At 68.0% G+C, this 21,650-nt stretch carries 20 protein-coding genes; 6 read left to right on the forward strand and 14 right to left on the reverse strand.

Annotated features, from left to right (window positions below; genetic code table 11):
- Nucleotides 1-67: 67 nt before the first annotated feature.
- A complete protein-coding gene (locus KIT53_RS00505) occupies nt 68-2,221 on the reverse strand; it encodes a 3-hydroxyacyl-CoA dehydrogenase NAD-binding domain-containing protein (RefSeq protein WP_297745938.1) in 2,154 nt (717 codons plus the stop codon).
- Nucleotides 2,222-2,333: 112 nt separating this feature from the next.
- On the reverse strand, nt 2,334-3,539 hold the full coding sequence (locus KIT53_RS00510) for an acetyl-CoA C-acetyltransferase (protein ID WP_297745941.1): 1,206 nt from the start codon (nt 3,537-3,539) through the stop codon (nt 2,334-2,336).
- A gap of 102 nt (nt 3,540-3,641) precedes the next feature.
- Between KIT53_RS00510 and KIT53_RS00515 the strand changes: the two genes are divergently transcribed.
- Nucleotides 3,642-4,805, forward strand: coding sequence for an acyl-CoA dehydrogenase family protein (locus KIT53_RS00515; RefSeq protein ID WP_297745944.1), 1,164 nt, complete (start codon nt 3,642-3,644; stop codon nt 4,803-4,805).
- Nucleotides 4,806-4,838: 33 nt separating this feature from the next.
- Here the strand turns inward: KIT53_RS00515 and KIT53_RS00520 are convergent, their stop codons facing one another.
- From KIT53_RS00520 to KIT53_RS00540, 5 genes are all read right to left on the reverse strand, one after another.
- Nucleotides 4,839-5,468 (reverse strand): ATP-binding cassette domain-containing protein, encoded by a 630-nt coding sequence (locus tag KIT53_RS00520; RefSeq protein WP_297745947.1) that lies wholly within the window; start codon nt 5,466-5,468, stop codon nt 4,839-4,841.
- 174 nt (nt 5,469-5,642) lie between these two features.
- On the reverse strand, nt 5,643-6,413 hold the full coding sequence (locus tag KIT53_RS00525) for a general secretion pathway protein GspB (protein ID WP_297745950.1): 771 nt from the start codon (nt 6,411-6,413) through the stop codon (nt 5,643-5,645).
- Nucleotides 6,414-6,430: 17 nt separating this feature from the next.
- A complete protein-coding gene (locus KIT53_RS00530; protein ID WP_297745953.1) occupies nt 6,431-8,149 on the reverse strand; it encodes an AAA family ATPase in 1,719 nt (572 codons plus the stop codon).
- A gap of 83 nt (nt 8,150-8,232) precedes the next feature.
- Nucleotides 8,233-8,814 carry a polymer-forming cytoskeletal protein gene (locus KIT53_RS00535; protein WP_297745956.1) on the reverse strand — a complete coding sequence of 194 codons (582 nt, stop codon included), beginning with the start codon at nt 8,812-8,814 and terminating at the stop codon, nt 8,233-8,235.
- A gap of 108 nt (nt 8,815-8,922) precedes the next feature.
- Entirely contained in the window at nt 8,923-9,972 is a 1,050-nt protein-coding gene (locus KIT53_RS00540) for a crotonase/enoyl-CoA hydratase family protein (RefSeq protein WP_297745959.1), read from the reverse strand.
- Between the two features lie 18 nt (nt 9,973-9,990).
- Here KIT53_RS00540 and KIT53_RS00545 point away from each other — a divergent pair, with 18 nt between their 5' ends.
- From KIT53_RS00545 to KIT53_RS00560, 4 genes are all read left to right on the forward strand, one after another.
- Complete coding sequence (locus KIT53_RS00545) at nt 9,991-11,565, forward strand: FAD-dependent monooxygenase (RefSeq protein WP_297745962.1); 1,575 nt, start codon at nt 9,991-9,993, stop codon at nt 11,563-11,565.
- The gene (locus tag KIT53_RS00550; protein ID WP_297745965.1) at nt 11,562-11,750 is read left to right on the forward strand and encodes a hypothetical protein; all 189 of its coding nucleotides are present in this window, start codon (nt 11,562-11,564) and stop codon (nt 11,748-11,750) included. The genes KIT53_RS00545 and KIT53_RS00550 overlap by 4 nt, the downstream gene beginning before the upstream one ends.
- Nucleotides 11,747-12,202, forward strand: coding sequence for a MarR family transcriptional regulator (locus KIT53_RS00555; RefSeq protein WP_297745967.1), 456 nt, complete (start codon nt 11,747-11,749; stop codon nt 12,200-12,202). The genes KIT53_RS00550 and KIT53_RS00555 overlap by 4 nt, the downstream gene beginning before the upstream one ends.
- Nucleotides 12,203-12,302: 100 nt before the next feature.
- On the forward strand, nt 12,303-14,666 hold the full coding sequence (locus KIT53_RS00560; RefSeq protein ID WP_297745970.1) for a YgiQ family radical SAM protein: 2,364 nt from the start codon (nt 12,303-12,305) through the stop codon (nt 14,664-14,666).
- Between the two features lie 15 nt (nt 14,667-14,681).
- Here KIT53_RS00560 and KIT53_RS00565 read toward each other — a convergent pair whose 3' ends face one another.
- Nucleotides 14,682-15,377: a cold shock and DUF1294 domain-containing protein gene (locus KIT53_RS00565; protein WP_297745973.1), complete on the reverse strand. Its 696-nt coding sequence runs from the start codon at nt 15,375-15,377 to the stop codon at nt 14,682-14,684.
- A gap of 101 nt (nt 15,378-15,478) precedes the next feature.
- On the opposite strand from KIT53_RS00565, the gene KIT53_RS00570 reads away from it, so the two are divergent.
- The gene (locus KIT53_RS00570) at nt 15,479-15,790 is read left to right on the forward strand and encodes an ATPase with chaperone activity (protein ID WP_297745976.1); all 312 of its coding nucleotides are present in this window, start codon (nt 15,479-15,481) and stop codon (nt 15,788-15,790) included.
- On the opposite strand, the gene KIT53_RS00575 is transcribed toward KIT53_RS00570, so the two are convergent.
- From KIT53_RS00575 to KIT53_RS00600, 6 genes are all read right to left on the reverse strand, one after another.
- On the reverse strand, nt 15,781-16,962 hold the full coding sequence (locus tag KIT53_RS00575; protein ID WP_297745978.1) for an MFS transporter: 1,182 nt from the start codon (nt 16,960-16,962) through the stop codon (nt 15,781-15,783). The genes KIT53_RS00570 and KIT53_RS00575 overlap by 10 nt on opposite strands.
- A gap of 28 nt (nt 16,963-16,990) precedes the next feature.
- A complete protein-coding gene (locus tag KIT53_RS00580; RefSeq protein ID WP_297745981.1) occupies nt 16,991-17,545 on the reverse strand; it encodes an NUDIX hydrolase in 555 nt (184 codons plus the stop codon).
- 72 nt (nt 17,546-17,617) lie between these two features.
- The gene (locus tag KIT53_RS00585) at nt 17,618-18,664 is read right to left on the reverse strand and encodes a TRAP transporter substrate-binding protein (protein WP_297745984.1); all 1,047 of its coding nucleotides are present in this window, start codon (nt 18,662-18,664) and stop codon (nt 17,618-17,620) included.
- 109 nt (nt 18,665-18,773) lie between these two features.
- Nucleotides 18,774-19,472 carry a fumarylacetoacetate hydrolase family protein gene (locus KIT53_RS00590; protein WP_297745986.1) on the reverse strand — a complete coding sequence of 233 codons (699 nt, stop codon included), beginning with the start codon at nt 19,470-19,472 and terminating at the stop codon, nt 18,774-18,776.
- Between the two features lie 45 nt (nt 19,473-19,517).
- Nucleotides 19,518-19,841 (reverse strand): 2Fe-2S iron-sulfur cluster-binding protein, encoded by a 324-nt coding sequence (locus KIT53_RS00595; RefSeq protein ID WP_297745989.1) that lies wholly within the window; start codon nt 19,839-19,841, stop codon nt 19,518-19,520.
- Between the two features lie 9 nt (nt 19,842-19,850).
- Nucleotides 19,851-21,326, reverse strand: a complete 1,476-nt coding sequence (locus KIT53_RS00600) for a glutamine synthetase family protein (protein ID WP_297745994.1) — start codon at nt 21,324-21,326, stop codon at nt 19,851-19,853.
- Between the last annotated feature and the right edge of the window lie 324 nt (nt 21,327-21,650).

Below are 21,650 nucleotides of genomic sequence, written 5' to 3' on the forward strand. Positions count from 1 at the left end.
GGCGCTCCTATCCCAGCGCTACGGGCACGCCAGAGGGGAGAACCGCGCGGCAGCGCGGGGGCCGGCCTCACCACACCGGCTGGTGCATGCGGATGGCGTCCTTGTCGGCCTGGCTCAGCACGAAACCCTTGCCATAGGTGGCCGCAAGGCTGGCGCAGCGCTGCTCGAAGGCGTCGATGCCGGTGCCATAGATGAACTGCATGGCCCCCCCTGTCCAGGCCGGGAAGCCGATGCCGAAGATGGAGCCCACGTTGGCGTCGTGCACGCTCGTGAGCACGCCCTCGGCGAAGCAGCGCGCCGTCTCCACCGACTGGCGGTAGAGCAGTCGGTCCTTGACGTCCTGAAGGTCCCAGGCCAGCCTGGGTTTCTCGAAGCGCGCCTTGAGTTCGGGCCACAGGCGTTTGCGGCCGCCGGCGGGGTAGTCGTAGAAGCCGCCACCCCCAGCGCGTCCGGGACGGCGGAACTCCTTGACCATGCGTTCGACCAGGATTTCTCCGGGCGAGGCTTCGTAGGTCTTGCCCTCGCGCAGGAAGTCCGCGCGGGTCTGCTCCAGCACGTGCACCGAGAGCGAGAGCGCGGTCTCGTCGAGCACCGCCAGAGGCCCCACGGGCATGCCGATCTGCAGCGCGGCGTTTTCGATCACCGGCGCGGGGATGCCCTCCCACAGCATGGCCGCGCCCTCCATGACGTAGGTGCCGAAGGTGCGGCTGGTGTAGAAGCCGCGCGAGTCGTTCACCACGATCGGCAGCTTGCCCAGTGCCATCACGTAGTCGTAGGCGCGGGCGATGGTCTCGTCGTCGGTCTGCTTGCCGCGGATGATCTCCACCAGCTTCATCTTCTCCACAGGGCTGAAGAAATGGATGCCGACGAAGCGCTGCGGACGGGCGCTGGCTTGGGCGAGGCCCGAGATGGGCAGGGTGGAGGTGTTGCTGGCGAAGAAGCCGCCGGGCGCCAGCATGGGTTCCGCTTCCCGGGTGACGGTGGCCTTGAGTTCGCGGTTCTCGAACACGGCCTCGATGATCAGGTCGCAGCCCTTGAGGTCGGCGGCAAACTCGGTGGCGGTGATGCGGTCGAGCAGGACCTTCTGCTCGACCGGAGTCATCTGGCCCTTTTCGACGCGCGGGTCGGTGATCTTCAGGCTGTACGCCTTGCCGCGCTGCGCGTTCTCCAGGCTCACGTCCTCCAGCACGGTGCTGATGCCGCGGCTGGCTTGCACATAGGCGATGCCCGCGCCCATCATGCCGGCGCCCAGCACGCCCACGCGCTTGGGCACATAGCGCTGTATGCCCTTGGGTCGGGAGTGGCCGCTGCGGATGGCGTTCATGTTGAAGAAGAACGTGTTGATCATGTTCTTCGCCACGGGACTGACGATGAGACCCGCCAGGTACCGGCTTTCGATGCGCAGCGCGGTGTCGTAGTCCACCAGCGCGCCTTCGACCATGGCCGCCAGGGCCGCCTCCGGCGCAGGATAGAGACCGCGTGTCTTCTGCTTGAGCATCGCGGGTGCGACGGCCAGCATGCCGGCGATCTTGGGGCTGGACGGCGTGCCGCCGGGCATGCGGTAGTCTTTCTGGTCCCAGGGGTGGCGTGGTCTGGGGTTGGCCGCGATCCAGGCCAGCGCGGCGGCGCGCAGCGCGCCTTGCACGTCGCCCTCCGCCGACACCAGCTCATGCACCAGGCCCAGCTCCAGGGCCTCGCGCGGATGGAACAGCTTGCCTTCCAGCAGGTAGGGCTGCGCGCCCATGATGCCGAGCAGGCGCGTCATCTTGGTGATGCCGGTGGCGCCCGGAATGAGCCCGAGCGTGATTTCCGGCAAGCCAAGCTGGATCTTGGGGTTGTCCACCGAGACGCGGTAGTGGCCCACCAGCGCCACCTCCCAGCCGCCCCCCAGGGCCGCGCCGTTGATGCAGCTCACCACCGGCACGCCCAGGGTCTCCAGGGTGCGGAAGTTCTTCTTGGTCTGTTCGATCTCGGCGAACACGCGGTGCACGTCGGTGGCCTTCAGGCGCATGGTGCCCTTGAGGTCCGCGCCCGCGAAGAAGGTGGACTTGGCCGATGCCAGAACGATGCCTTTGATGTCGGCGCAGTCCCGCATCACCTGGGCGGTGGCTTCGGTGAGGTCGGACTGCCAGTCCGCGCACATGGTGTTGACGGGGGAGTCGGGCTCGTCGAAGGTGAGGGTGGCGATGCCGTCGGCGAGTTCGTAGCGGATGGTTTTCATGTGGCTTGGATTCCTGTCCTGGAGGTCACCGTGTGCCCCGAGCGCGGCCCGCCCTGGGCCTGCCGAAGGATCGAAGGGTAGGGCAGTGCATCGCGCGTGGGCTTCGACCGGCTCAGACGCGTTCAACGATCGTCGCGATGCCCATGCCGCCACCCACGCAGAGCGTGGCCAGGCCATAGCGCAACTGCCTGCGGTGCAGTTCGTCCACCAGCGTGCCGAGGATCATTGCGCCGGTGGCGCCCAGCGGATGGCCCATGGCAATGGCACCGCCATTGACGTTGACCTTCTCGTGCGGCACGCCCATCTCGCGCATGAACTTCATGGGCACGGCGGCGAAGGCTTCGTTGACCTCGAACAGATCGATCTGGTGGATGGCGAGACCGGCCTTCTCCAGGGCCTTGCGCGTGGCCGGCATCGGGCCGGTGAGCATGATGGTGGGGTCGGCGCCGCTGAGGGCAGCCGAGACGATGCGCGCACGCGGCGTGAGGCCGTGCGCGTGGCCCGCGGCCTCGCTGCCGATCAGCATCGCGGCGGCACCGTCCACGATGCCCGAGGAATTGCCCGCGTGGTGCACATGGTGGATGGTCTCGACCTGCGGGTAGCGCTGCATCGCGACGGCGTCAAAGCCCATGCCGCCGAGCTGCTCGAAGGCGGGTTTGAGCGAACCCAGGCCTTCCAGCGTGGTCTGCGGCTTGATGAACTCGTCTTCCTCCAGGATGGTCTGGCCCAGCCAGTCGGTGACGGGGACCACCGAGCCTTTGAAGTACCCCGCCGCCCGCGCCGCGGCCGCGCGCTTCTGGGACTCCAGCGCATAGCGGTCGACGTCCTCGCGGCCAAAGCCTTCGAGGGTGGCTATCAGGTCTGCGCCAATGCCCTGCGGCACGAACAGCGTCTGGCTGTTGGTCTGCGGGTCCTGCGCCCAGGCGCCGCCGTCCGAGCCGATGGGCACGCGGCTCATGCTCTCCACGCCGCCGGCCACCACGAGGTCCTCCCAGCCGCTGCGCACCTTCATGGCCGCCATGTTCACCGCTTCCAGGCCGGAGGCGCAGAAGCGGTTGAGCTGCACGCCCGCGCAGCGCCAATCCCAGCCTGCCTTGAGCGCCGCCACCTTGGCGATCACCGAACCCTGCTCGCCGACCGGAGAGACCACGCCCATGACCACATCGTCCACCGCTGCGGTGTCGAAACCATTGCGCTGCTGCAGATGGGTGAGCACCCCGGCGAGCAGGTCGACCGGCTTGACCTCGTGCAGGCTGCCGTCTTTCTTGCCCTTGCCGCGTGGCGTGCGCACGGCGTCGTAGATGAAGGCTTCGCTCATGGTGTCTCCAGGGAGAATGCGTTTGGCGCGGGCCAGTATAGACTTTTGCCAAGCAGATGCTTTGTCAAATTCCGCTGAGCCAGTCTGAAAGGTGACACCTCCATGATCGAACGCACGCTTTTCAATCAGGACCACGAGACTTTCCGGGACAGCTTCCGGCGGTTCGTCGACAAAGAGATCGCGCCTCACCATGAGGCATGGGAAGAGCAGGGCTATGTGGACCGTGAAGTCTGGCGCAAGGCCGGGCGCAATGGTTTCCTGTGCATGACCATGCCCGAGGACCTGGGCGGCGCCGGAGCGGACAAGCGCTATTCGGTGGCGCAGATGGAAGAGATCGCGCGGGCGGGCGTCAGCGGCATTGGCTTTGGCTTGCACAGCGAGATCGTGGCGCCCTACATCCTGCACTACGGCACCGAGGCCCAGAAGCGGAAGTACCTGCCGATGATGGCCAGCGGCGAGATGGTGGGCGCGATCGCGATGAGCGAGCCCGGTGCGGGCAGCGATCTGCAAGGCGTGAAGAGCACGGCCATCCGCCAGGCCGACGGCAGCTACCTGCTCAACGGCAGCAAGACCTTCATCACCAACGGCTGGCACGCCGACCTCGTGATCGTGGTGGCCAAGACCGACCCCGCGGCCGGGGCCAAGGGCACCAGCCTGCTGCTGGTGGAGCGCGGCATGCCCGGCTTCGACAAGGGCAAGCGCCTCAAGAAGCTGGGCATGAAGGCGCAGGACACCTCGGAGCTGTTTTTCAACAACGTGATGGTGCCAGCGGAGAACCTGCTGGGGGGCGCTGCCATGGAAGGCCGAGGCTTCATCTGCCTCATGGAGCAACTGCCCTGGGAGCGCCTGCAGATCGCGGTAGGCGCGGTGGCCTCCGCGCAGGCGGCGATCGACTGGACGGTGCAATACACCCGGGAGCGCCAGGTGTTCGGACAGGCTGTGGCGGCCTTTCAGAACACGCGCTACACGTTGGCCGAGCTGCAGACCGAGGTGCAGATCGCGCGGGTGTTCGTGGACAAGTGCTGTGAGCTCATTGCCGAAGACCGGCTCGATACCGCCACCGCCAGCATGGCCAAGTACTGGTGCTCGGACCTGCAGTGCAAGGTGATGGACGAATGCCTGCAACTGCACGGCGGCTACGGCTACATGTGGGAATACCCGATCACGCGTGCTTACGCCGACGCGCGCGTGCAGCGCATCTACGGCGGCACCAACGAGATCATGAAAGAGGTGATCTCACGCGGCATGGGCCTGGGCGGGCGTTGAGCAGCCAGGCAACGCCTGCCGCTGCCGCGTGAGTCAGAGCGCCAGGCGCAAAGCCAGCGGCACCCCTTCGGGCGCCTCGTAGTCCGCCAGCAGCCAGGCCCGCGCGGGGTCGCTGGCGGCGTCCTGCAGCAACTCGCGCAGGAAGCGGATGGAGGGCGCGTCCAATGCCGCGAAAGGCTGGTCGATCAGCGTCAGCGGCGTACCCGCCGCAAAGGCCGCCGTCAACCAGACCTTGCGCCGGCTGCCCGTGGACAACATGTACATGGGCTTGGCCAGATGAGGCTGCAGGCCAAAGCCCTCGACCAGTTCGTGCAAGGTATCGGCGTTGAACGCGGGGTAGTGATGGCCCAGGCTGTCCAGATACGCCCGCGCCGCGAGCGCATCGTGCGCCTCGGTCTGTGGGTCGATCCAGAACACGCGTTGCCGGTAGTCGGCATGCCGCCCATCCTGGCGAATCCCCTCCACCTCCAGCACGCCCGCAGACGGCTGAAGCGCACCCGCGATCAACGCCAGCAAAGTGCTTTTGCCACTGCCCTCGTCACCCTGCACCAGGCTGACCCCGGGCGGCACATCGAAAGACAGCCCCTCGAACAAAGCCCGCCCCGGCCAACCGAACCGCAGGCCACGCACATGCAGGACAGGATCCACCGGATCAACGTTCACTGGGTCCTCCAAAACGAAAGGGAACGGGCGAGGCAAAGGCCAAGCCCCGACCGAAGCTCACGCCCCAGAGGCGACAAGGGTCCGGCTCCGCCGGCCCGAGCCGCCGCCCCCCTCCCAGCGCCGAAGGCGCGCCAGAGAGGGGGGAGCGCCGAAGGCGCGCGGGGGGAGCCACCTTCAGTACCCGATGGAATACCGCATGCCCCGGTGGTTCAACACCGCGCTGCGCGGGCCGATGGTCTCCAGGCTGAGGCCGGGTGCGATCTCCTGGCCTTCCTGTACGACTTTGCCGTTGACGATGAGCATGCGGATGGCCGCGTCCTTGGAGTAGGTGACGCCGCTGACGTTGACCGCGGGCAACTGGGCGCGCGCTTCGGCAGAGAGTTGTCCGAAGCCGGGTACCGGCGCGGCGTCACCTGGTGCGGTGGCGGACGGTGGCTGTTTGGCTGCCGTCGACATCGGTGCCGAGGCCGCTGGCGCTGGCGCGGCCGCAGTCGCTGCTGCCGTTGCCGTGGTCGAGGTGCTGGCAGGTGCGGGCGTTTTCGCCGCGGCTTTGGGTGGGGGCGCTGCCGCGGGCGGGGATGCGGGTGGTGCAAGGATGGGTTGCACCGGCTCCGAGGGTGTGGTGGCCGGGGCCGTCGCGATGGGCGCGGCTGGGGCTGGCTTGGGGGCGGGCGCTGTGGCGACAGGTGGCGCGGCCTGGGGCGAGGCGGGCGGCGGTGGCTGCTGCCACCATCCCGAGGTCAGCAGCACCAGCACGAGCGCCAGCAGCAACAAGAGCAGAAGGCCGGCTGCGAGCCGGGCAGGTACCTTGGGATGGCTTCGCGCACGCCGGGGCGCGGGGGCTTCGTCGACCGGTGGAGGTGCGACCTGGCTGTGCAGACCCGGTACGTGGCCGCGTTCACGTTCGGCGTCGGCTCGCTGCAGGGCGTCGAGGATGTAGGACATGGTCGCGGGTCGGTAACTCAAGAGCCGGGATGGGACAGGCGAGGCTCGTCCACCCCGCTGGCCAGGTTCACCTGCATGAAGGTGATGGGGCCGGCCAGCCCGGCGGCATCGATGCCGTTGGCGCGCTGGAAGGCCTGGATGCGGGCGGTGAGGTTGTTGGCGGTGGCGGGCACCTTGCCGATGGCCTGCAGGCCGGCGATGCGGCTGCCCAGCCAATCGCCGGCCGCGCCGCTGCGGCCATCCACCAGCCGGCCGGTCTGGCCGGGCGGCGTGCGCCAGAGGGTGGCGAAGTCGCCGCGCCAGATGTCGGCCAGTGCGCTGAGCGGCATCAGCCAGCGCTCGCCACGCGACTGCAGGGTGGCTGTCTCGCCGTTGAGCGCGGTCACCAGCACCAGGCCGCTGCCCTGGCCGGGCAGGCGCAGCGTGAGGATGCCGGGGCGATCAAGCTGGCGCATGCCGTGCAAGGTCATGCGGTCGGTGCGGTAGCACTGCAGGCCCTCGCGCTGCGCGCTGGCGCAGGGCGATTCACCTTCCAGTGCCTGTCCCCACAGCGGGCCCAGCTCGCGCCAGGCGGCGTTTTCGTTTGCGTGCAGTGCGCCCAACGGTGGCGGGCCGGGTGGCGGAGGACTTGCGGCCGCGCCATCGACGGGAGGCGGTGCCTCGGTCGACGAGGCCGTGGCCACGGGGGCACTGGCGGGCGCGGCAGGCGTCACGGCCGCAGGCACAGCCGCGGTCGGGCGTTCGGCCGCGGGTTGCGCGGCGACCGGGCGTGGCGTGTTGCGCTGCCAGAGCCAGAAGGCCGCGCCAGCCAGGACCGCGCCGGCCAGCAGCCCGGCACCCAACATGCCCAATGACGTCGCGCGCGCCTTGGCCTGCGCCGCTGCGCGCCGCCGCCGTTGGGGGGATGCTGGCGCATCGGTCTCGAACACCTCCTGCGCGGCCTTGTCGACCACGGCGCGTTCCACGCGGGCCTGGTGGGTGGCATAGGCGCCCAGCAGGGCGCGGTCGCACAGCAGGTTGATGCGGCGTGGTACGCCGCGCGTGAGCTCATGGATGCGCTGCAACGCCTGCGTGGAGAAGGGCAGAGGACCCCGCAGGCCAGCCACTTGCAAGCGGTGCTGGATGTACTGACGGGTCTCGGCCTCGTCGAGTGTGCCCAGGTGGAAACGGGCCACCACGCGCTGCGCGAGCTGTTCCAGTTCGGGGCGGGCCAGCACATTGCGCAACTCGGGCTGCCCGATCAGGATGATTTGCAGGAGCTTGCGTTCGCTCGTCTCCAGGTTGGTCAGCAGGCGCAGTTGTTCCAGCACATGCGGCGTGAGGTTCTGTGCCTCGTCGATGATGAGCACATTGCGCTCGCCGCGTGCATGGCTCTGCAGCAGGTAGTCGTTGAGAGGGTCGAGGTAGTCCTTGATGGTCGCAGGCCCGATGCCTTCGTGCCGCACCTCGACGTGAAACTCGCGGCATATCGTCTTGAGCAGATCGCCGACCGTGAGCTTGGGATTGAAGATGTACGCCACCCGGCACTGCTCTGGAATCTGCTCCAGAAAACAGCGACAGATGGTGGTTTTGCCAGCGCCGATCTCCCCGCTGAGCAGGACGAAGCCGCCCCCTCCGCGGATGCCGTAGAGCAGGTGCGCCAGGGCTTCGCGGTGGCGCTCGCTCATGAAGAGGTAGCGCGGGTCCGGCGCGATGGAAAACGGGTCCTGCTTCAACCCGAAGTATTCGGCGTACATGCCCCAGAGCATAACGGGGCCGTCTGGGCCGGGCAACGCCGCGCGGCCGCACGCGGCGGCCGGCGTTCAGAGTGGCGGCGGCCTCAGGCCGCCAGTGCCATCGCGTGCTGGTTGGCGGACTTGCCCGATGACGACGGGGCGGCGGAGGCGGAGCATTCGATGTCACCGGAGAGCTGGCCGCCTTCCTCGATCACCACCTTGCCGTAGCGGATCTTGCCCGTGACCTTGCCACTGGCGTGGATCACCAGTTTCTGGCGCACGGTCAGGTTGCCGTCGAAAGTGCCGCGGATCTCCGCGATGTCGATTTCCGCTGAGCCTTTGAACGCACCCTGCTGGGCGATCTGGATCACGCGCGAATCCATGGTGGCCTCCACCAGGCCTTCGACGACCAGCGTGTCGCAGTCGGTGATTTCCACGCCCTTGAGCTTGATGTTGGGACCGACCGTGAGCTTGCTGCCGCCTTCGGGGGGCGTCGTGCCTGCGCTGGCGGGGGTGCCTGCATCCGGCAGGCTGAGGTCCACCTCGGGCTGTGTGGCCGCCGCGCTGGCTGCGGTCTGCTGTGCCGTGGACTGGCTGCTGCCGCTCTGGCCATAGCGAGGCGTGGCCATGCCTGAGCCCAGGGTCTTGGGTTGATCGATATCGCGCTTGCCAAAGTGCAGTGCCATGCCAGCTCCTTCTCTTATGGTGAATGAAGCGGTCATGCTAAGCGCCGGGCTCCTTACATTCAGGTCCGTCCCGTAAGAGGGGTTACGAGATGAACCGTACATGCGGTTTCATTTTTCCGAGGCGTTGCGCTTGCGGGCCTCCATCTCGCGCACCAGGGCCCGCGCCTCGTCGCCCTCGGGAATGGCGCGGCCGCTGTCGCGCCATTGCACCGCGTCCTTGAAACCCGCTTCCTGCGCATGGCGCCGGAACCAGAGCCCTTCGGGGTTGTGGCGCGTGATGCCATCGAACAGCGTGGCCATGGTCTGCGTCTGCTCCAGGCCCATGGTGAGCAGCACCTGGTTGACCACCATCTTGTGCATGGCCAGGTGCGAGCGTGGCACGCCGGCGATGCGCTGCGCCAGCCGCAGGGTGGTGCTCTCCAATTGGTCGATGGGCACGGCCTCATTGGCCAGCCCCCATTCGGCGGCGGTTCGGCCGTCGATCACGTCGCCCGTGAACATCAGTTGCTTGGCGCGCGTCGGTCCCAGGCGGAAGGTCCACATGGCGGTGGTGGGGCAGCCCCAGACCCGTGTGGGCATGTAGCCAATGCGCGCGTCCTCGGCCATCACCAGGAGGTCGCAACACAGCGCGATGTCGCTGCCGCCGGCCACCGCCGCACCATGCACCTTGGCGATGGTGGGCTTGGGGCTGCGCCACAAGGCCATGAAGTCCTCGGTGTTGCGCTTCATGAAGGCGTAGTCGACCATCGGGTCCCAGGGTTTGCGCTCCTGTTGGCAGGGGTGGTCGATCTCACCCTGCCCGAACTGCGAGAGGTCGTAGCCGCCGCAGAAGCCTTTGCCCGCGCCTTCGACCACGATCACGTGCACCTCGTCCTGGGCGTTGGCCCATTCCACCGCGGCGCGCAGTTCGCGCGGGGTTTCGTCGTTGATGGCGTTGAGGCGTTCGGGTCGGTTGAGCAGCAGGCGAGCGATGCGGGGGTGGGTGCTGTCCTGCTCGATGCGCAGGGTGCTGAAGCTGGGCATGTGGCGTCTCCTTGTGTGATTTCGATGATAGGGATGCGATCTGGCACAACGCGCCGCCAAGGCGACAGGTGCCGTCTCCGTGGGTTCGTCGAAATAGTTGCGTGCACAACAATTGGCGTATATAGTTGCGCGCACAATCAAATGCAAAAAGCCATGAACAACGCACCATTGCCAGACGCAGTTCCCGTGCTCATCGCAGGGGGCGGCCCGGTGGGCCTCACGATGTCGGCACTTCTGTCTCGCTACGGTATTGCCAATCTGGTGATCGAGGCCGACGAAGGCTATTGCTCCGGCAGCCGCGCCATCTGCATGTCGCGGCGTTCACAGGAGATCCTCGGCTGGGTGGGCGCGGACCAGCCGCTGGTGGACAAGGGCCTGAGCTGGGTGGGCGGCCGCAGCCATTGGCGCGACACCGAAGTGCTGCACTTCCAGATGCCCAGCGAGCCCACGCAGCGCTTTGCGCCCATGGTCAACATCCAGCAGTTCTACGTGGAGGAATATGCCCACCAGGCCGCGCAGGCCCAGGGCGGTCTGGCCCAGGTGAACTGGCGCAGCCGCGTGAGCGCAGTCCGGCAGAACGCGCAGGGTGTGACGGTGGTTGTGCAGACGCCCGATGGGGAGCGCACGGTTCGAGCGGACTGGCTGGTGGCGTGCGACGGTGGACGCAGCACGGTGCGCGAACAGCTGGGCCTGCAGCTCGAAGGCATGCAGTACGAGGGGCGGTACGTGATCGTGGACATCGAGCAGAAGACGCGGCGCGCGGTGGAGCGGCTGGCCTGGTTCGACCCGCCCTCCAACCCCGGCTCCACCATCCTGATGCACCGCCAGCCCGACGATGTCTGGCGCATCGACTACCAGATCCGCGACGACGAAGATCCCGAGGAGGCGGTCAAGCCGGAAAACGTGCTGCCACGGGTGCAGAGCCACCTCCGCATGATCGGCGAGGAAGAGCCCTGGAAGCCCTTGTGGATCTCGATCTACAACGCCAAATGCCTGACGCTGCCGGACTACCGCCACGGCCGTGTGTTCTTCGCCGGGGACGCGGCCCACCTCGTGCCCATCTTTGGCGTGCGAGGCCTGAACTCCGGCCTGGACGATGCGGGCAACCTGGCCTGGAAGCTGGCGCGCGTGATCCAGGGCCGGGCGCCGGATGCCTTGCTGGACTCTTACTCGGTCGAGCGCGTGCACGCCACGCACGAGAACATTGCCTACGGTGCCAAGAGCACCGAGTTCATGGCACCGCCCAATTTCGCCTACCGCCTCCTGCGCGAGGCCACGCTGCGTCTCGCGGTGGATGACCCCGGCGTGCGCCCGCTCATCAATCCGCGCCAGTCCTCTGCCATCCGCTACGAAGGCTCACCCTTGAACGTGGCCGAAGCGTCGGCCTGGACGAACGACCAGGCCGCGCCGGGCGCACCAGCGCCCGAGGCGTTGCTTCAGGGGCCGCAGGGCGCGTTTCACCTGAGCAGCCGCTTTGGGCAGCGTTTCGTGGTCCTGGCCTTTGGCGATGCGGCTGCGCTCGCGCCGCCGCGTCCGGATCTGGATCTGATCGCCATCACGCCGGCTGTGGATGCGCAAGGGCAGGCCTGGCAGCGCTACGGCTTGTCCCGTGCCGATGCGACCGCCTGGGTGCTGGTGCGGCCGGATGGCTATGTGATGGGCCGGTGGCAAGGCCTGGATGCGGCGCCGCTGCGCGCTGCTTTGCAAGACAAGGGAGTGTTCGCATGACCGATGCCGATCTCGACCAGTGCTACAGCGCCGTCTGCGAGGCGCTCACCCGCGTGGGTGAGGCGCAGGCGCCGCTGTTCCTTTCCATGCTGTGCCTGTCGCTCATTACCCGCCAGGACCGGGCCGATGGGGTGCTGCCGCTGATCGCGGACGCGCAGACCCGTTGCGGGCTGGGCGAACGATGAGCGCCGACCTGCCGCTGCTGCAGGACTTCCTCACCTACCGCCTGCACAAGCTGAACAAACTGACCGACCGGCACAGCATCGACGCCTACGCCGGTGAACTCGGGCTGGGCGTGGGCGAGGCGCGCTGCCTGGCGGCCATCGGCCAGTTCGCGCCGCTGTCCGTCAACGACCTAGCTGCCCGTGCCAACCTGGACAAGGCCCAGGCCAGCCGGGCGGCGCAGATGCTGGTGGAGCGCGGCCTGGTGCTCAAGTCCGCCAGCGACGTCGACGCGCGCGGCGTGGTGCTCACGCCCACGCGCAGCGGCAAGCTGCTCTGGCGGCGTGTGATGAAACTCATCGAACGGCGCAACGCCGACATTTTTGGCTGCCTGTCCGACAGTGAGCAGAGACAGCTCGAAACATTTTTTGACCGCCTGATCGAACACGCCCAGCGCAGGGAGGCTGGCGACTGAAGCGGCGCTGGCGTCAAGGCCTTTGGGTGCGCAAAGGCGGGGTACCCCGGTAAAATCGTCGGTTTTGCAGCCGCCCGGGCGCCGGGTCCGCGCCCTCCCCATGAACGCCCCCATCGACGTCTCCTTCTTCGCGCGCGCCGCCAAGCCCATCACCAGCTACCGGCCCTACTGGGCCCGGCGCTTTGGCGTGGCGCCGTTTCTGCCCATGAGCCGGGCGGAAATGGAGCAGCTTGGCTGGGACAGCTGCGACATCATCCTGGTGACGGGCGACGCCTATGTGGACCACCCCAGCTTCGGCATGGCGGTGATCGGGCGTGTGCTGGAAGCGCAGGGGTTCCGCGTCGGCATCATCGCCCAGCCGGACTGGACCAGCGCCGAGGCCTTCCGTGCGCTGGGCCGGCCCAACCTGTTCTGGGGTGTGACGGCCGGCAACATGGACTCCATGATCAACCGCTACACGGCCGATCGCAAGATCCGCAGCGACGACGCCTATACGCCGGGCGACGTGGGCGGCAAGCGGCCCGATCGAGCCGCCATCGTCTACAGCCAGCGCTGCCGGGAGGCATACAAGGATGTGCCCATCGTGCTGGGCGGCATCGAAGGCAGCCTGCGCCGCATTGCCCATTACGACTACTGGAGCGACAAGGTGCGCCGCTCCATCGTCGTGGACAGCAAATGCGACATCCTGCTCTATGGCAATGCCGAGCGTGCGCTGGTCGAGGTGGCGCACCGCCTGGCCGCGCGCGAGCCCGTGGAGCAGATCACCGATGTGCGCGGCACCGCCTTCGTGCGCCGACCCGGCGATCCGACGGCAGCGGACTGGGTGGAAATCGACTCCACCGAGGTGGACACGCCCGGCCGCGTGGAGCAGCACGTCAACCCTTACCTGACGACGAGCGAGCAGGCGCAATCGCAAGGCGCCTCATGCTCGAAAGAGGAGACCGCCGTTGGCGGGCTTGACGTTGGCGCGGCGGGGTCTTCGACGGACCCGGCCCGAACCGGCATGGGGGCCGCGATCCAGCCGCTGAAGTTCGTGCCCAACCCCGCAGTGCAGGGCAGGGGCCGGCTCAAGGTGCCACCGCGTGAGCGCACGGTGATCCGCCTGCCCAGCTACGAACAGGTGAAGAGCGACCCGGTGCTCTACGCCCACGCCAACCGCGTGCTGCACCTGGAGACCAATCCCGGCAACGCGCGCGCGCTGGTGCAGGCGCATGGGGAGGGCGCCACCGCGCGCGACGTGTGGATCAATCCGCCCCCGATTCCGCTGACCACGGCCGAGATGGACCATGTGTTCGACCTGCCGTACGCGCGCAGCCCGCATCCCGCGTACGCGGACGAACACGGCCGCCATGATGGTGCGACCAAGATCCCTGCCTGGGAGATGATCCGCTTCAGCGTGAACATCATGCGCGGCTGCTTTGGCGGCTGCACCTTCTGCTCCATCACCGAGCACGAGGGACGCATCATCCAGAGCCGCTCCGAGGAATCCATCATCAAGGAACTCGAGGACATCCGCGACAAGGTGGAGGGCTTCACCGGCGTGGTCTCCGACCTGGGCGGGCCCACGGCCAACATGTACCGCCTGGGCTGCAAGTCGCCCGAGATCGAGGCCGCCTGCCGCAAGCCCAGCTGTGTGTACCCAGGCATCTGCGCCAACCTGCACACCGACCATGGACCGCTGGTCCGCATCTACCGCCGTGCCCGCGAACTGCGCGGCATCAAGAAGGTGCTGATCGGTTCCGGCCTGCGCTACGACCTGGCCGTCAAGAGCCCGGAGTACGTGAAGGAACTGGTGCAGCACCACGTGGGCGGGTACCTCAAGATCGCACCCGAGCACACCGAGAACGGTCCTCTGACCAAGATGATGAAGCCCGGCATGGGCAGCTACGAGCGCTTCCGCCAGATGTTCGAGAAGTACAGCGAGGAAGCGGGCAAGAAGCAGTACCTGATTCCTTATTTCATTGCGGCGCACCCCGGCACCAGCGACGAAGACATGATGAATCTGGCGCTGTGGCTGAAGAAGAACGGCTTTCGCGCCGACCAGGTGCAGACCTTCTACCCCAGCCCCATGGCCACGGCCACGGCCATGTACCACTCGGGCCTGAACCCGCTGCGTGGCATCCACCGCGACGAGCGCGGCGAGAAGGTGGACATCGTGCGCGGCGAGAAGCGCCGCCGCCTGCACAAGGCCTTCCTGCGCTACCACGACCCGAACAACTGGCCGCTGCTGCGCGAAGCGCTCAAGGCCATGGGCCGCGCCGATCTCATCGGCAACGGCAAGCACCACCTCATCCCCACGTTCCAGCCCCTCTCCGACGGGGGCTACCAGAGCGCGCGGCGCAAGAACAGCACCCCGCCGAAGGGTCGCATGCTGACGCAGCACACCGGACTGCCGCCGCGCGCCACGGGCGGTGGCACCCGGCCAGGCTCGCCCGTGGGAGGCGGCAAGCGCAAGCCGCGCTGAGCACCGAACCCCAGGTCAGGCCGGCGGCGGGCTGCCCATGAACGCTGGCCAGAACAGCCAGGCCAGCAAGGCGGCGAAGTTCAGCGCCACCGTGACCCAGTAGACCAGCTGAAAAGGCATCTTGCGGGTCTTGTGCCGCAGGATCTGCTGGGCGAACCAGGCACCGGGCCAGCCACCCGCCAGCGCCAGCATGTGCAGACGGTCCTCGCGGATGCGCGGTGCTTCCTGGATGGCCGCGTGCTTGTCGCGCCAGTACACGTAGAAGGTGACCGCGTTCAGGATGAACACGCCGGTGAGGATGACCCAGGGAAAGCGCCCGAGGCCAATGCCGACCAGCCACAGCAGCAGCCAGAAGGCGATCAGGCCGACGCCGGTCCACAGTGGCATCTGCTCACGCCGTTTCTCGCGTGCGGTGCGCGAGCGCTGCGCAGGCCGGCTGCGGGGCAGTATCTCGGCCTCGGGCGGTGGCGGCGGCACCTGGCTCTGAAGGTCCGAGGCGAACGCATTGCGCACCGGTTCGACCGAGAGCGCACGCGGCCCTTTGCCACCGACGTGGATCTCCTCGAAGCTCACCTCCATGCCTTCGGCGGGCGGGTTGTGGCCGCTGAAGTCCCGGGTGTGGAAAAAAATCTCGGCGGCCGTCTGCGGGCTGCGGATGAAGCCAAACGCACGCTCGCGGTCCCAGCGCACCACGGTTCCCTGTTTTCTCATGGCGGTTCCAAAGATGAAGAGCCGGCTGGCTGCGATGTTAGCCCGAACCCGTCCGGGCCAAACCGTGGATGTGTGGGGTGAATGGGGCGCTACAGTGCGGCATGAGCGATGAACCGCAGATCGAAATCCCGCCGTCCTTCGTGGCCTTGTACCTGGCACCCGGGCGGCAGAAAGCCAGCCTGCCGCGCGCCGAGTTGGGCGCGCGCTATGAACTGTGCGAGGACATGGCGCAGATGCTGACCGAGACCGCCCGCAACATGGTGTTCAGCCTGGGCATCACCGAAGCCGACGTGCTGGAGCGCTGCCTGCAGGGCCTGCAGGCGCCGCCGGCCGTGGTCAGCGAGGCAGAGTCCACCTGGGTGGTCTGGCGCCTGGCCGAGCTGCTGGACTGGCCGCCGCCGACTCAGGCCTGATCGGTGCGCAACCACATCAGCGCCGCGACCGCGCTCAGCCCCAGGGCGCTGGAGAGCCACAGGGCGCCCGCGCCCCAGCGCTCGATGCAGGCGCCGAAGACCAGCGGCGCGAAGGCCTGCGCCACGCGCGAGGGGGCCACGATCAGGCCCTGCCGCCGGCCGTAGCCCTGCGGCCCGAACAGCGCCAGCGGCAGCGTGCCCTTGGCAATGGTGAGGATGCCGTTGCCCGCGCCGTGCAGGATGGCAAAGACGGGACCCGCCACGGGGCCGAACAGCATCCAGCAGGCCACGCCCAGCGGGTGCCCCAGGGTGGCTGCCCGTGCCGCCAGCAGCGGATGCAGATGGCGCAGCAGGCCGAACTCCAGCAGGCGCCCGGCGACCTGCGCCGGCCCCACGAGGGCGCCGATGGCGACCGCGCCCGCCAGCGTGGCGCCGCTGGCCACCAGCAGTTGTGGCAGGTGCGCGGCCATGGCGGTGGAGACGAACCAGGTGGCCGCAAACACATAGGCCAGTACCCAGGCGGCGTGACGCGGTGGCTGCTTCGCGGGTGCGGCGCTGGTGGCGTCTGAGGCCGTTGGTAGCGGAGGAACTGCCTGCGGCAGCACCACCGGCGCGCGCGGGATCGAGAGATTCAGCGGCAGGCCCAGCAGCAGGTGCAGCGCGGCCCATGCCAGGCAGGCGCCGCGCCAGCCGAATTCGGCCTCCCACCAACCACTCAATGGCCAGCCCACGGTACTGGCCAGTCCCGCGATGAGCGTGATGCCGGTGATGGAGGCGCGCGCCTGCGGGCCACGCAGGCGCACCAGCGCGGCGAACGCACCCTCGTAGAGGCCCGCGCCCATGGCCACCCCCATCAGCAGCCAGCCCAGCAACAGGCCGGCCAGGCTCGCGGCCTGCGACAGCGTGGCCAGCCCCAGTGCGAACAGCAGGCTGGTCCCTGTGAGCACCGGCCGTCCGCCCCAGCGGTCGATGGCCTTGCCCGCGAACGGACCGACCGCGGCCGAGACGATCAGCGCCATGCTGAAGGCCATCCAGACCTGCGTGATGGGTAGGTTCAGGCCTTGTGCCATGGGTCTGGCCAGCAGGGCGGGGAGGTAGTACGAGGAGGCCCAGGCCAGCGTCTGCGCGCTGCCCAGGCGCAGGACGAGGGGCCAGTGTCTGCTCGCGCGCATGCTCGGGTTCTGCGCGGTGGCGCGTGTCTCAGGTGATGTCGAAGGCGTGGAAGCCGAAGCGGCCCTGTCGCAGGTCGGCGAAGTAGTGCTCCAGGGTTTCCTTGACGGTGCGGAAGGCGATGTCGTCCCAGGGGATCTCGGACTCGGTGAACAGGCGGGCCTCGATGGTTTCGTGACCCGGATCGAAGCGGTCGCTCAGCAGGCGCGCGCGGTAGTAGATATGGACCTGTCCGACGCGGGCGACGTTCATGAGGGTGAAGATGTCGCCCAGCTCGAACTGCGCACCGGCTTCCTCGTCGGTCTCGCGTGCGGCGCCCTCGGCGGTGGTTTCGCCCAGTTCCATGAAGCCTGCCGGCAGCGTCCACTTGCCCCAGCGTGGCTCGATGTTGCGCTTGCACAGCAAGACGTACTGGCCCGCGTCACCCCAGGCGGGCACGGTGCCGACGACGTTGAGCGGGTTGTCGTAGTGCACCGTGTGGCAGACCGGGCAGACGGCTCGCGGCCGGGTGTCTCCGTCGTCGGGCAGGCGGAGGTCCACGGCGGCGCCGCAGTTGCGGCAGTGTTTGGCGGGCGTGCGCAGCATCGAACCAGCGTAGCGGCAGGGCGTGACCAAAAAAATGCCGGGCCAGGGCCCGGCATGTTCGGTTCGAGGCGATCAGGCCTTCTTGCCGTGCTTGGCGATCAGGGCCTTGGCGGTCTCCAGCAGTTCCTTGCCGTTGAAGCCGCGCTTGTCCATGTCCTGCACCCATTCCACCTCGACCAGGCGCGCCTTGCGCTTGAACTCCTGGGCCTCGGCCTGCGGGATGGTGTAGATGGTGTTGCCTTGCTTGACGGCAGCCTCGCGGCCGGGGCCGTCGCCGGCCTGCTGCACCTTGCCCAGCCAGCCGGAGGTCTCGATGCCGGAGTTCTTGTCGATGATGGCCTTCAGGTCCGGCGGCAGCGAGGCGTACTTGTTGCGGTTCATCGCCATCACGAAGGTGGTGGTGTAGAGCGCGCCGCCAGCGGGTTCGAACTCGCTGTGGAACTTGGTGAGTTCGTGCACCTTGACCGAGGGCACGACTTCCCAGGGGATCACGCAGCCGTCGATCACGCCCTTGGACAGCGCGTCGGGGATCTGCGGCAGCGGCATGCCCACGGGCGTGGCGCCCAGATAGCCCAGCATCTTGGTGATCTGGCGGGTCGGGCCGCGCACCTTGGAGCCACGCAGGTCCTCGGCCGTCTTGATCAGCTTGCTGCGCATGTGGAACATGCCGGGGCCGTGCACCTGCAGGGCAATGGGGTGCGTGTCCTTGAACTCGTCCTTGGCAACGGTCTGCACGTACTCCCAGTAGGCCTTGGAGGTCGCTTCGGCGTTGTTCATCATGAACGGCAGCTCGAACACCTCGATGCGCGGGAAGCGGCCGGGGGTGTTGCCCGGCAAGGTCCAGACGATGTCCACCACGCCGTCGCGCGCCTGGTCGTACAACTGGGCCGGGGAACCACCGAGCTGCATGGCGGGGTAGCCTTCGAACTTGATGCGCCCGCCCGAGTCCTTCTCGACCTTGTCCATCCAGGCCTTGTGCATGTTGAGCCACACGTTGGACTGCGGAGCCATGAAGGTGTGGAACTTGAGCGTGACGCTTTGCTGGGCGAAGCCGGAGAGGGCGGGGGCGCCGAGCGCCACGGCGGCACCGGACTGGAGCAGGGTTCTGCGCTGGATCATGATGAAAGTCTCCTGAGAGGGCTGAGAAAAAGTCGAGCGAGATTAGCTGTGCGACGGGGTATTTCCCAGAGGTCTAACCCTTGGTTGGTGCCTCGGCGCGTGAAGAAAGTCAGGCCACCTTCACCGTGATCGGCGTGAGGCCCTCGACGCCACCGTTCAAGGTGTCGCCCCGGACCACCGCGCCCACGCCTTCGGGGGTACCGGTGTAGATGAGATCGCCGGGCTGCAGTTCCCAGGCATGCGAGAGATGCTCGATCGTCTCGGCCACATTCCAGATCAGCTTGGCGACGTTGCTGCGCTGGCGGTCGCTGCCATTGACCTGCAGCCAGATGGGCGCGTTGTGGATGTCACCGGCCTGTGCCGCCAGCGTGATGGGGCCGATGGGCGCGGACTTGTCGTAGGCCTTGCCGATGCACCAGGGACGACCCTGCTTCTTCATGTCGGTCTGCAGGTCTCGGCGCGTCATGTCCAGCCCGACGGCGTAGCCGTAGATGTGGCGGGCGGCGTCTGCGGCGCGGATGTCGCGCCCGCCGGTGCCGATGGCCACCACGAGTTCGATTTCGTGATGCAGGTTGGACGTGAGCGAAGGGTAGGGGATGGTCGCGGTCTGCCCCGCTTCGGCGACGACGATGGCATCGGCCGGCTTGAGAAAGAAGAAGGGCGGCTCACGGCCGGTGAAGCCCATTTCCTTGGCGTGGTCCTCGTAGTTGCGGCCCACGCAGTAGATGCGGTGCACGGGAAAGCGCTCGGGGCGGCCCAGCACGGGGACGCTGACAACGGGGGCAGGGGCGAATGCGTAGGTGGTCATGGTGGCGGGGAGTGCAGGCGCTTGGGCCGGGGGAAGTCAGTGTACTCAGTGTTGGGCGGCTGGCAGCCGCACGACCAGGCCGTCGTGCTCGGGCTTCAGCGCGATCTGGCAGGAGAGCCGGCTGCCCGCGGTGGGCGGCGTGGCGGCGAAGTCGAGCATGTCGGTCTCGTCGGCCACGGGCGGCGGCAGGCGCTCGGCCCATGGCGCCTCCACGATCACATGGCAGGTCGCGCAGGTCAGTGTGCCGCCGCAATCGGCGTCGATGCCGGCCACGTCGGCGTCCACCGCCGCCTTCATGAGGCTCTGGCCGGGCTCGGTCTGTATGTCCTGGGTGCCGCCGTCTTGGCGGATGAAGCGGATGGTGATCATGGTGGGGGGTCAGGTTCGGCTGAAGTACTCGCGGCGTTCGAAATCGACTTTGTCCTCGGCGGCGGCGTAGCGGTCGATTTCGTGTTGCTTGATGCGGCAGAAGTAGCGCACGAAGTCCGCGCCCAGCCCCGCGCACAGGGCGTCGTCGCCCTGCAGCGCGGCCAGGCCCTCGGCCAGCGTGGCGGGGATTTTCTCGCCTTCGCCCGCGTAAGGCGCTTCGCAGGCGGGCGGTGGCGTCAGCGCCCCTGCCAGCCCATCCAGCCCCGCATGGATCTGCGCGGCCATGTAGAGGTAGGGGTTGGCCGCTGGCTCGCCCACGCGGTTCTCGATGCGTGTGGCGCTGTCGCCGGCCGCGCCCACCACGCGCAGCATCGCGCCCCGGTTGTCCTGGCCCCACAGCACCGCCTGGGGCGCGAGCGCGTTGGGCCGGAAGCGGGCGAAGCCGTTGATGGTGGGTGTGCACAGCACCGTCATGGCGCGCGCGTGCGCCAGCAGGCCGGCCAGCCAGTGCGCGCCGATGTCGGACAGTGTGTGCCGTGCGTCAGCGGGCGTGCTGCCCGGTGCAGGGGCCTCGCGCACGAAGGCGTTGCGACCGCTGGGCGTGTGCACCAGCGACTGGTGCAGGTGCCAGCCGCTGGACATGATGTGGGGAAACGGCGGGCGGCACATGAAGGTGGCGTGGTAGCCCGCGCGCCGCAGCGCCTGGCGCACCGCGTTACGGAACAGCACCATCTGGTCGGCGGCGGTGAGCGCGTCGGTGGCGTCAAACACCGCCTCCACCTGGCTCGGGCCCAACTCGATCTCCAGCGACTGCAGCGGCAGGCCCAGGGCCTGGGCGGTGCGCTGCACGATGCGCAGGGGCTCGTCCGCCAGGTCGGACATGGCCTCGGACTGCAGGTTGTAGCCGGGGTGGATCATCTCCACCGCGGGCGGCAGGCCAGGCCAGGCGGCGAGTTCGGGGTCCAGTTGCGGGCGGGTGTCGGTGATGCGGTAGATGTGAAACTCGACCTCCAGCCCGGTCTTCATGCCGTGGCCAGTCTGCGCCAGACGGGCCAGGGCATCCTGCAGCACACGGCGCGTGTCCAGCGGCACCGGAGCCCCATGGGCGAACCAGGGCTGGCAGCGCAGCCAGCCGGTTCGCACCAGGCCGGGCAGGACGACGAAGCTGCATGGGTCGGGCAGCAGCACCAGATTGGCCGCGCCGGCAAAACCTGGCAGGTCCGCCGCGGCGCCGGGTTCGAACACCTTCCAGGCCGTGCGGTCGGCGGTGTCCTTGAGCATCAGCGTGCCCACCATGCCCACGCCGTCGCGCAGCGCGCGGATGGCCGCTGCGGCGGTGAGGGTCTTGCCGCGCAGCAGACCATGCGTGTCGCACCAGCCAAAGCGCACCAGTTCGGTGCCACTGGCCTCGATGTCCCGGGCCAGATCCAGGCAGGCCTGCTCGCGCACGGCGTCGTGCAGGCCGCAGCGTTCGGCAAAAGTCATCCAGACACCTCTGTCCTCCCGGCGCCCACTTCTGTCGGGCTTGAGCCCGGCTTCTTGGGGTCTGAGTCCGTCTCCGCGCTGGCCGGGGCAGTCTCCGCTCGGACGGCGTGCATCTCCGCTCGCCCTGAGTTCATCTCAGCTCGGACGGAGTTCATCTCCGCTCGCCCTGGGTTCTTCTCCGTTCGCCCTGAGTTCATCTCCGTTCGGACGGAGCTTATCTCCGCTCGGATGGAGCTCATCTCCGTTCGCCCTGAGCTTGTCGAAGGGTTGGCCTGGACCTGTGGAGGGGCTTCGACAGGCTCAGCCCGAACGGAGGGTACCTCA

This window comes from Hydrogenophaga sp. (assembly GCF_026125785.1).
Taxonomy (GTDB): Bacteria; Pseudomonadota; Gammaproteobacteria; order Burkholderiales; family Burkholderiaceae_C; genus Hydrogenophaga.

Bases quoted from the DNA above. Each gene is read 5' to 3' on its own strand.
- KIT53_RS00505 (WP_297745938.1), bottom strand. From the start codon at position 2,221: ATGAAAACCATCCGCTACGAACTCGCCGACGGCATCGCCACCCTCACC.
- KIT53_RS00510 (WP_297745941.1), bottom strand. From the start codon at position 3,539: ATGAGCGAAGCCTTCATCTACGACGCCGTGCGCACGCCACGCGGCAAG.
- KIT53_RS00515 (WP_297745944.1), top strand. From the start codon at position 3,642: ATGATCGAACGCACGCTTTTCAATCAGGACCACGAGACTTTCCGGGAC.
- KIT53_RS00525 (WP_297745950.1), bottom strand. From the start codon at position 6,413: ATGTCCTACATCCTCGACGCCCTGCAGCGAGCCGACGCCGAACGTGAA.
- KIT53_RS00530 (WP_297745953.1), bottom strand. From the start codon at position 8,149: ATGTACGCCGAATACTTCGGGTTGAAGCAGGACCCGTTTTCCATCGCG.
- KIT53_RS00535 (WP_297745956.1), bottom strand. From the start codon at position 8,814: ATGGCACTGCACTTTGGCAAGCGCGATATCGATCAACCCAAGACCCTG.
- KIT53_RS00545 (WP_297745962.1), top strand. From the start codon at position 9,991: ATGAACAACGCACCATTGCCAGACGCAGTTCCCGTGCTCATCGCAGGG.
- KIT53_RS00550 (WP_297745965.1), top strand. From the start codon at position 11,562: ATGACCGATGCCGATCTCGACCAGTGCTACAGCGCCGTCTGCGAGGCG.
- KIT53_RS00555 (WP_297745967.1), top strand. From the start codon at position 11,747: ATGAGCGCCGACCTGCCGCTGCTGCAGGACTTCCTCACCTACCGCCTG.
- KIT53_RS00560 (WP_297745970.1), top strand. From the start codon at position 12,303: ATGAACGCCCCCATCGACGTCTCCTTCTTCGCGCGCGCCGCCAAGCCC.
- KIT53_RS00565 (WP_297745973.1), bottom strand. From the start codon at position 15,377: ATGAGAAAACAGGGAACCGTGGTGCGCTGGGACCGCGAGCGTGCGTTT.
- KIT53_RS00570 (WP_297745976.1), top strand. From the start codon at position 15,479: ATGAGCGATGAACCGCAGATCGAAATCCCGCCGTCCTTCGTGGCCTTG.
- KIT53_RS00575 (WP_297745978.1), bottom strand. From the start codon at position 16,962: ATGCGCGCGAGCAGACACTGGCCCCTCGTCCTGCGCCTGGGCAGCGCG.
- KIT53_RS00580 (WP_297745981.1), bottom strand. From the start codon at position 17,545: ATGCTGCGCACGCCCGCCAAACACTGCCGCAACTGCGGCGCCGCCGTG.
- KIT53_RS00585 (WP_297745984.1), bottom strand. From the start codon at position 18,664: ATGATCCAGCGCAGAACCCTGCTCCAGTCCGGTGCCGCCGTGGCGCTC.
- KIT53_RS00590 (WP_297745986.1), bottom strand. From the start codon at position 19,472: ATGACCACCTACGCATTCGCCCCTGCCCCCGTTGTCAGCGTCCCCGTG.
- KIT53_RS00595 (WP_297745989.1), bottom strand. From the start codon at position 19,841: ATGATCACCATCCGCTTCATCCGCCAAGACGGCGGCACCCAGGACATA.
- KIT53_RS00600 (WP_297745994.1), bottom strand. From the start codon at position 21,326: ATGACTTTTGCCGAACGCTGCGGCCTGCACGACGCCGTGCGCGAGCAG.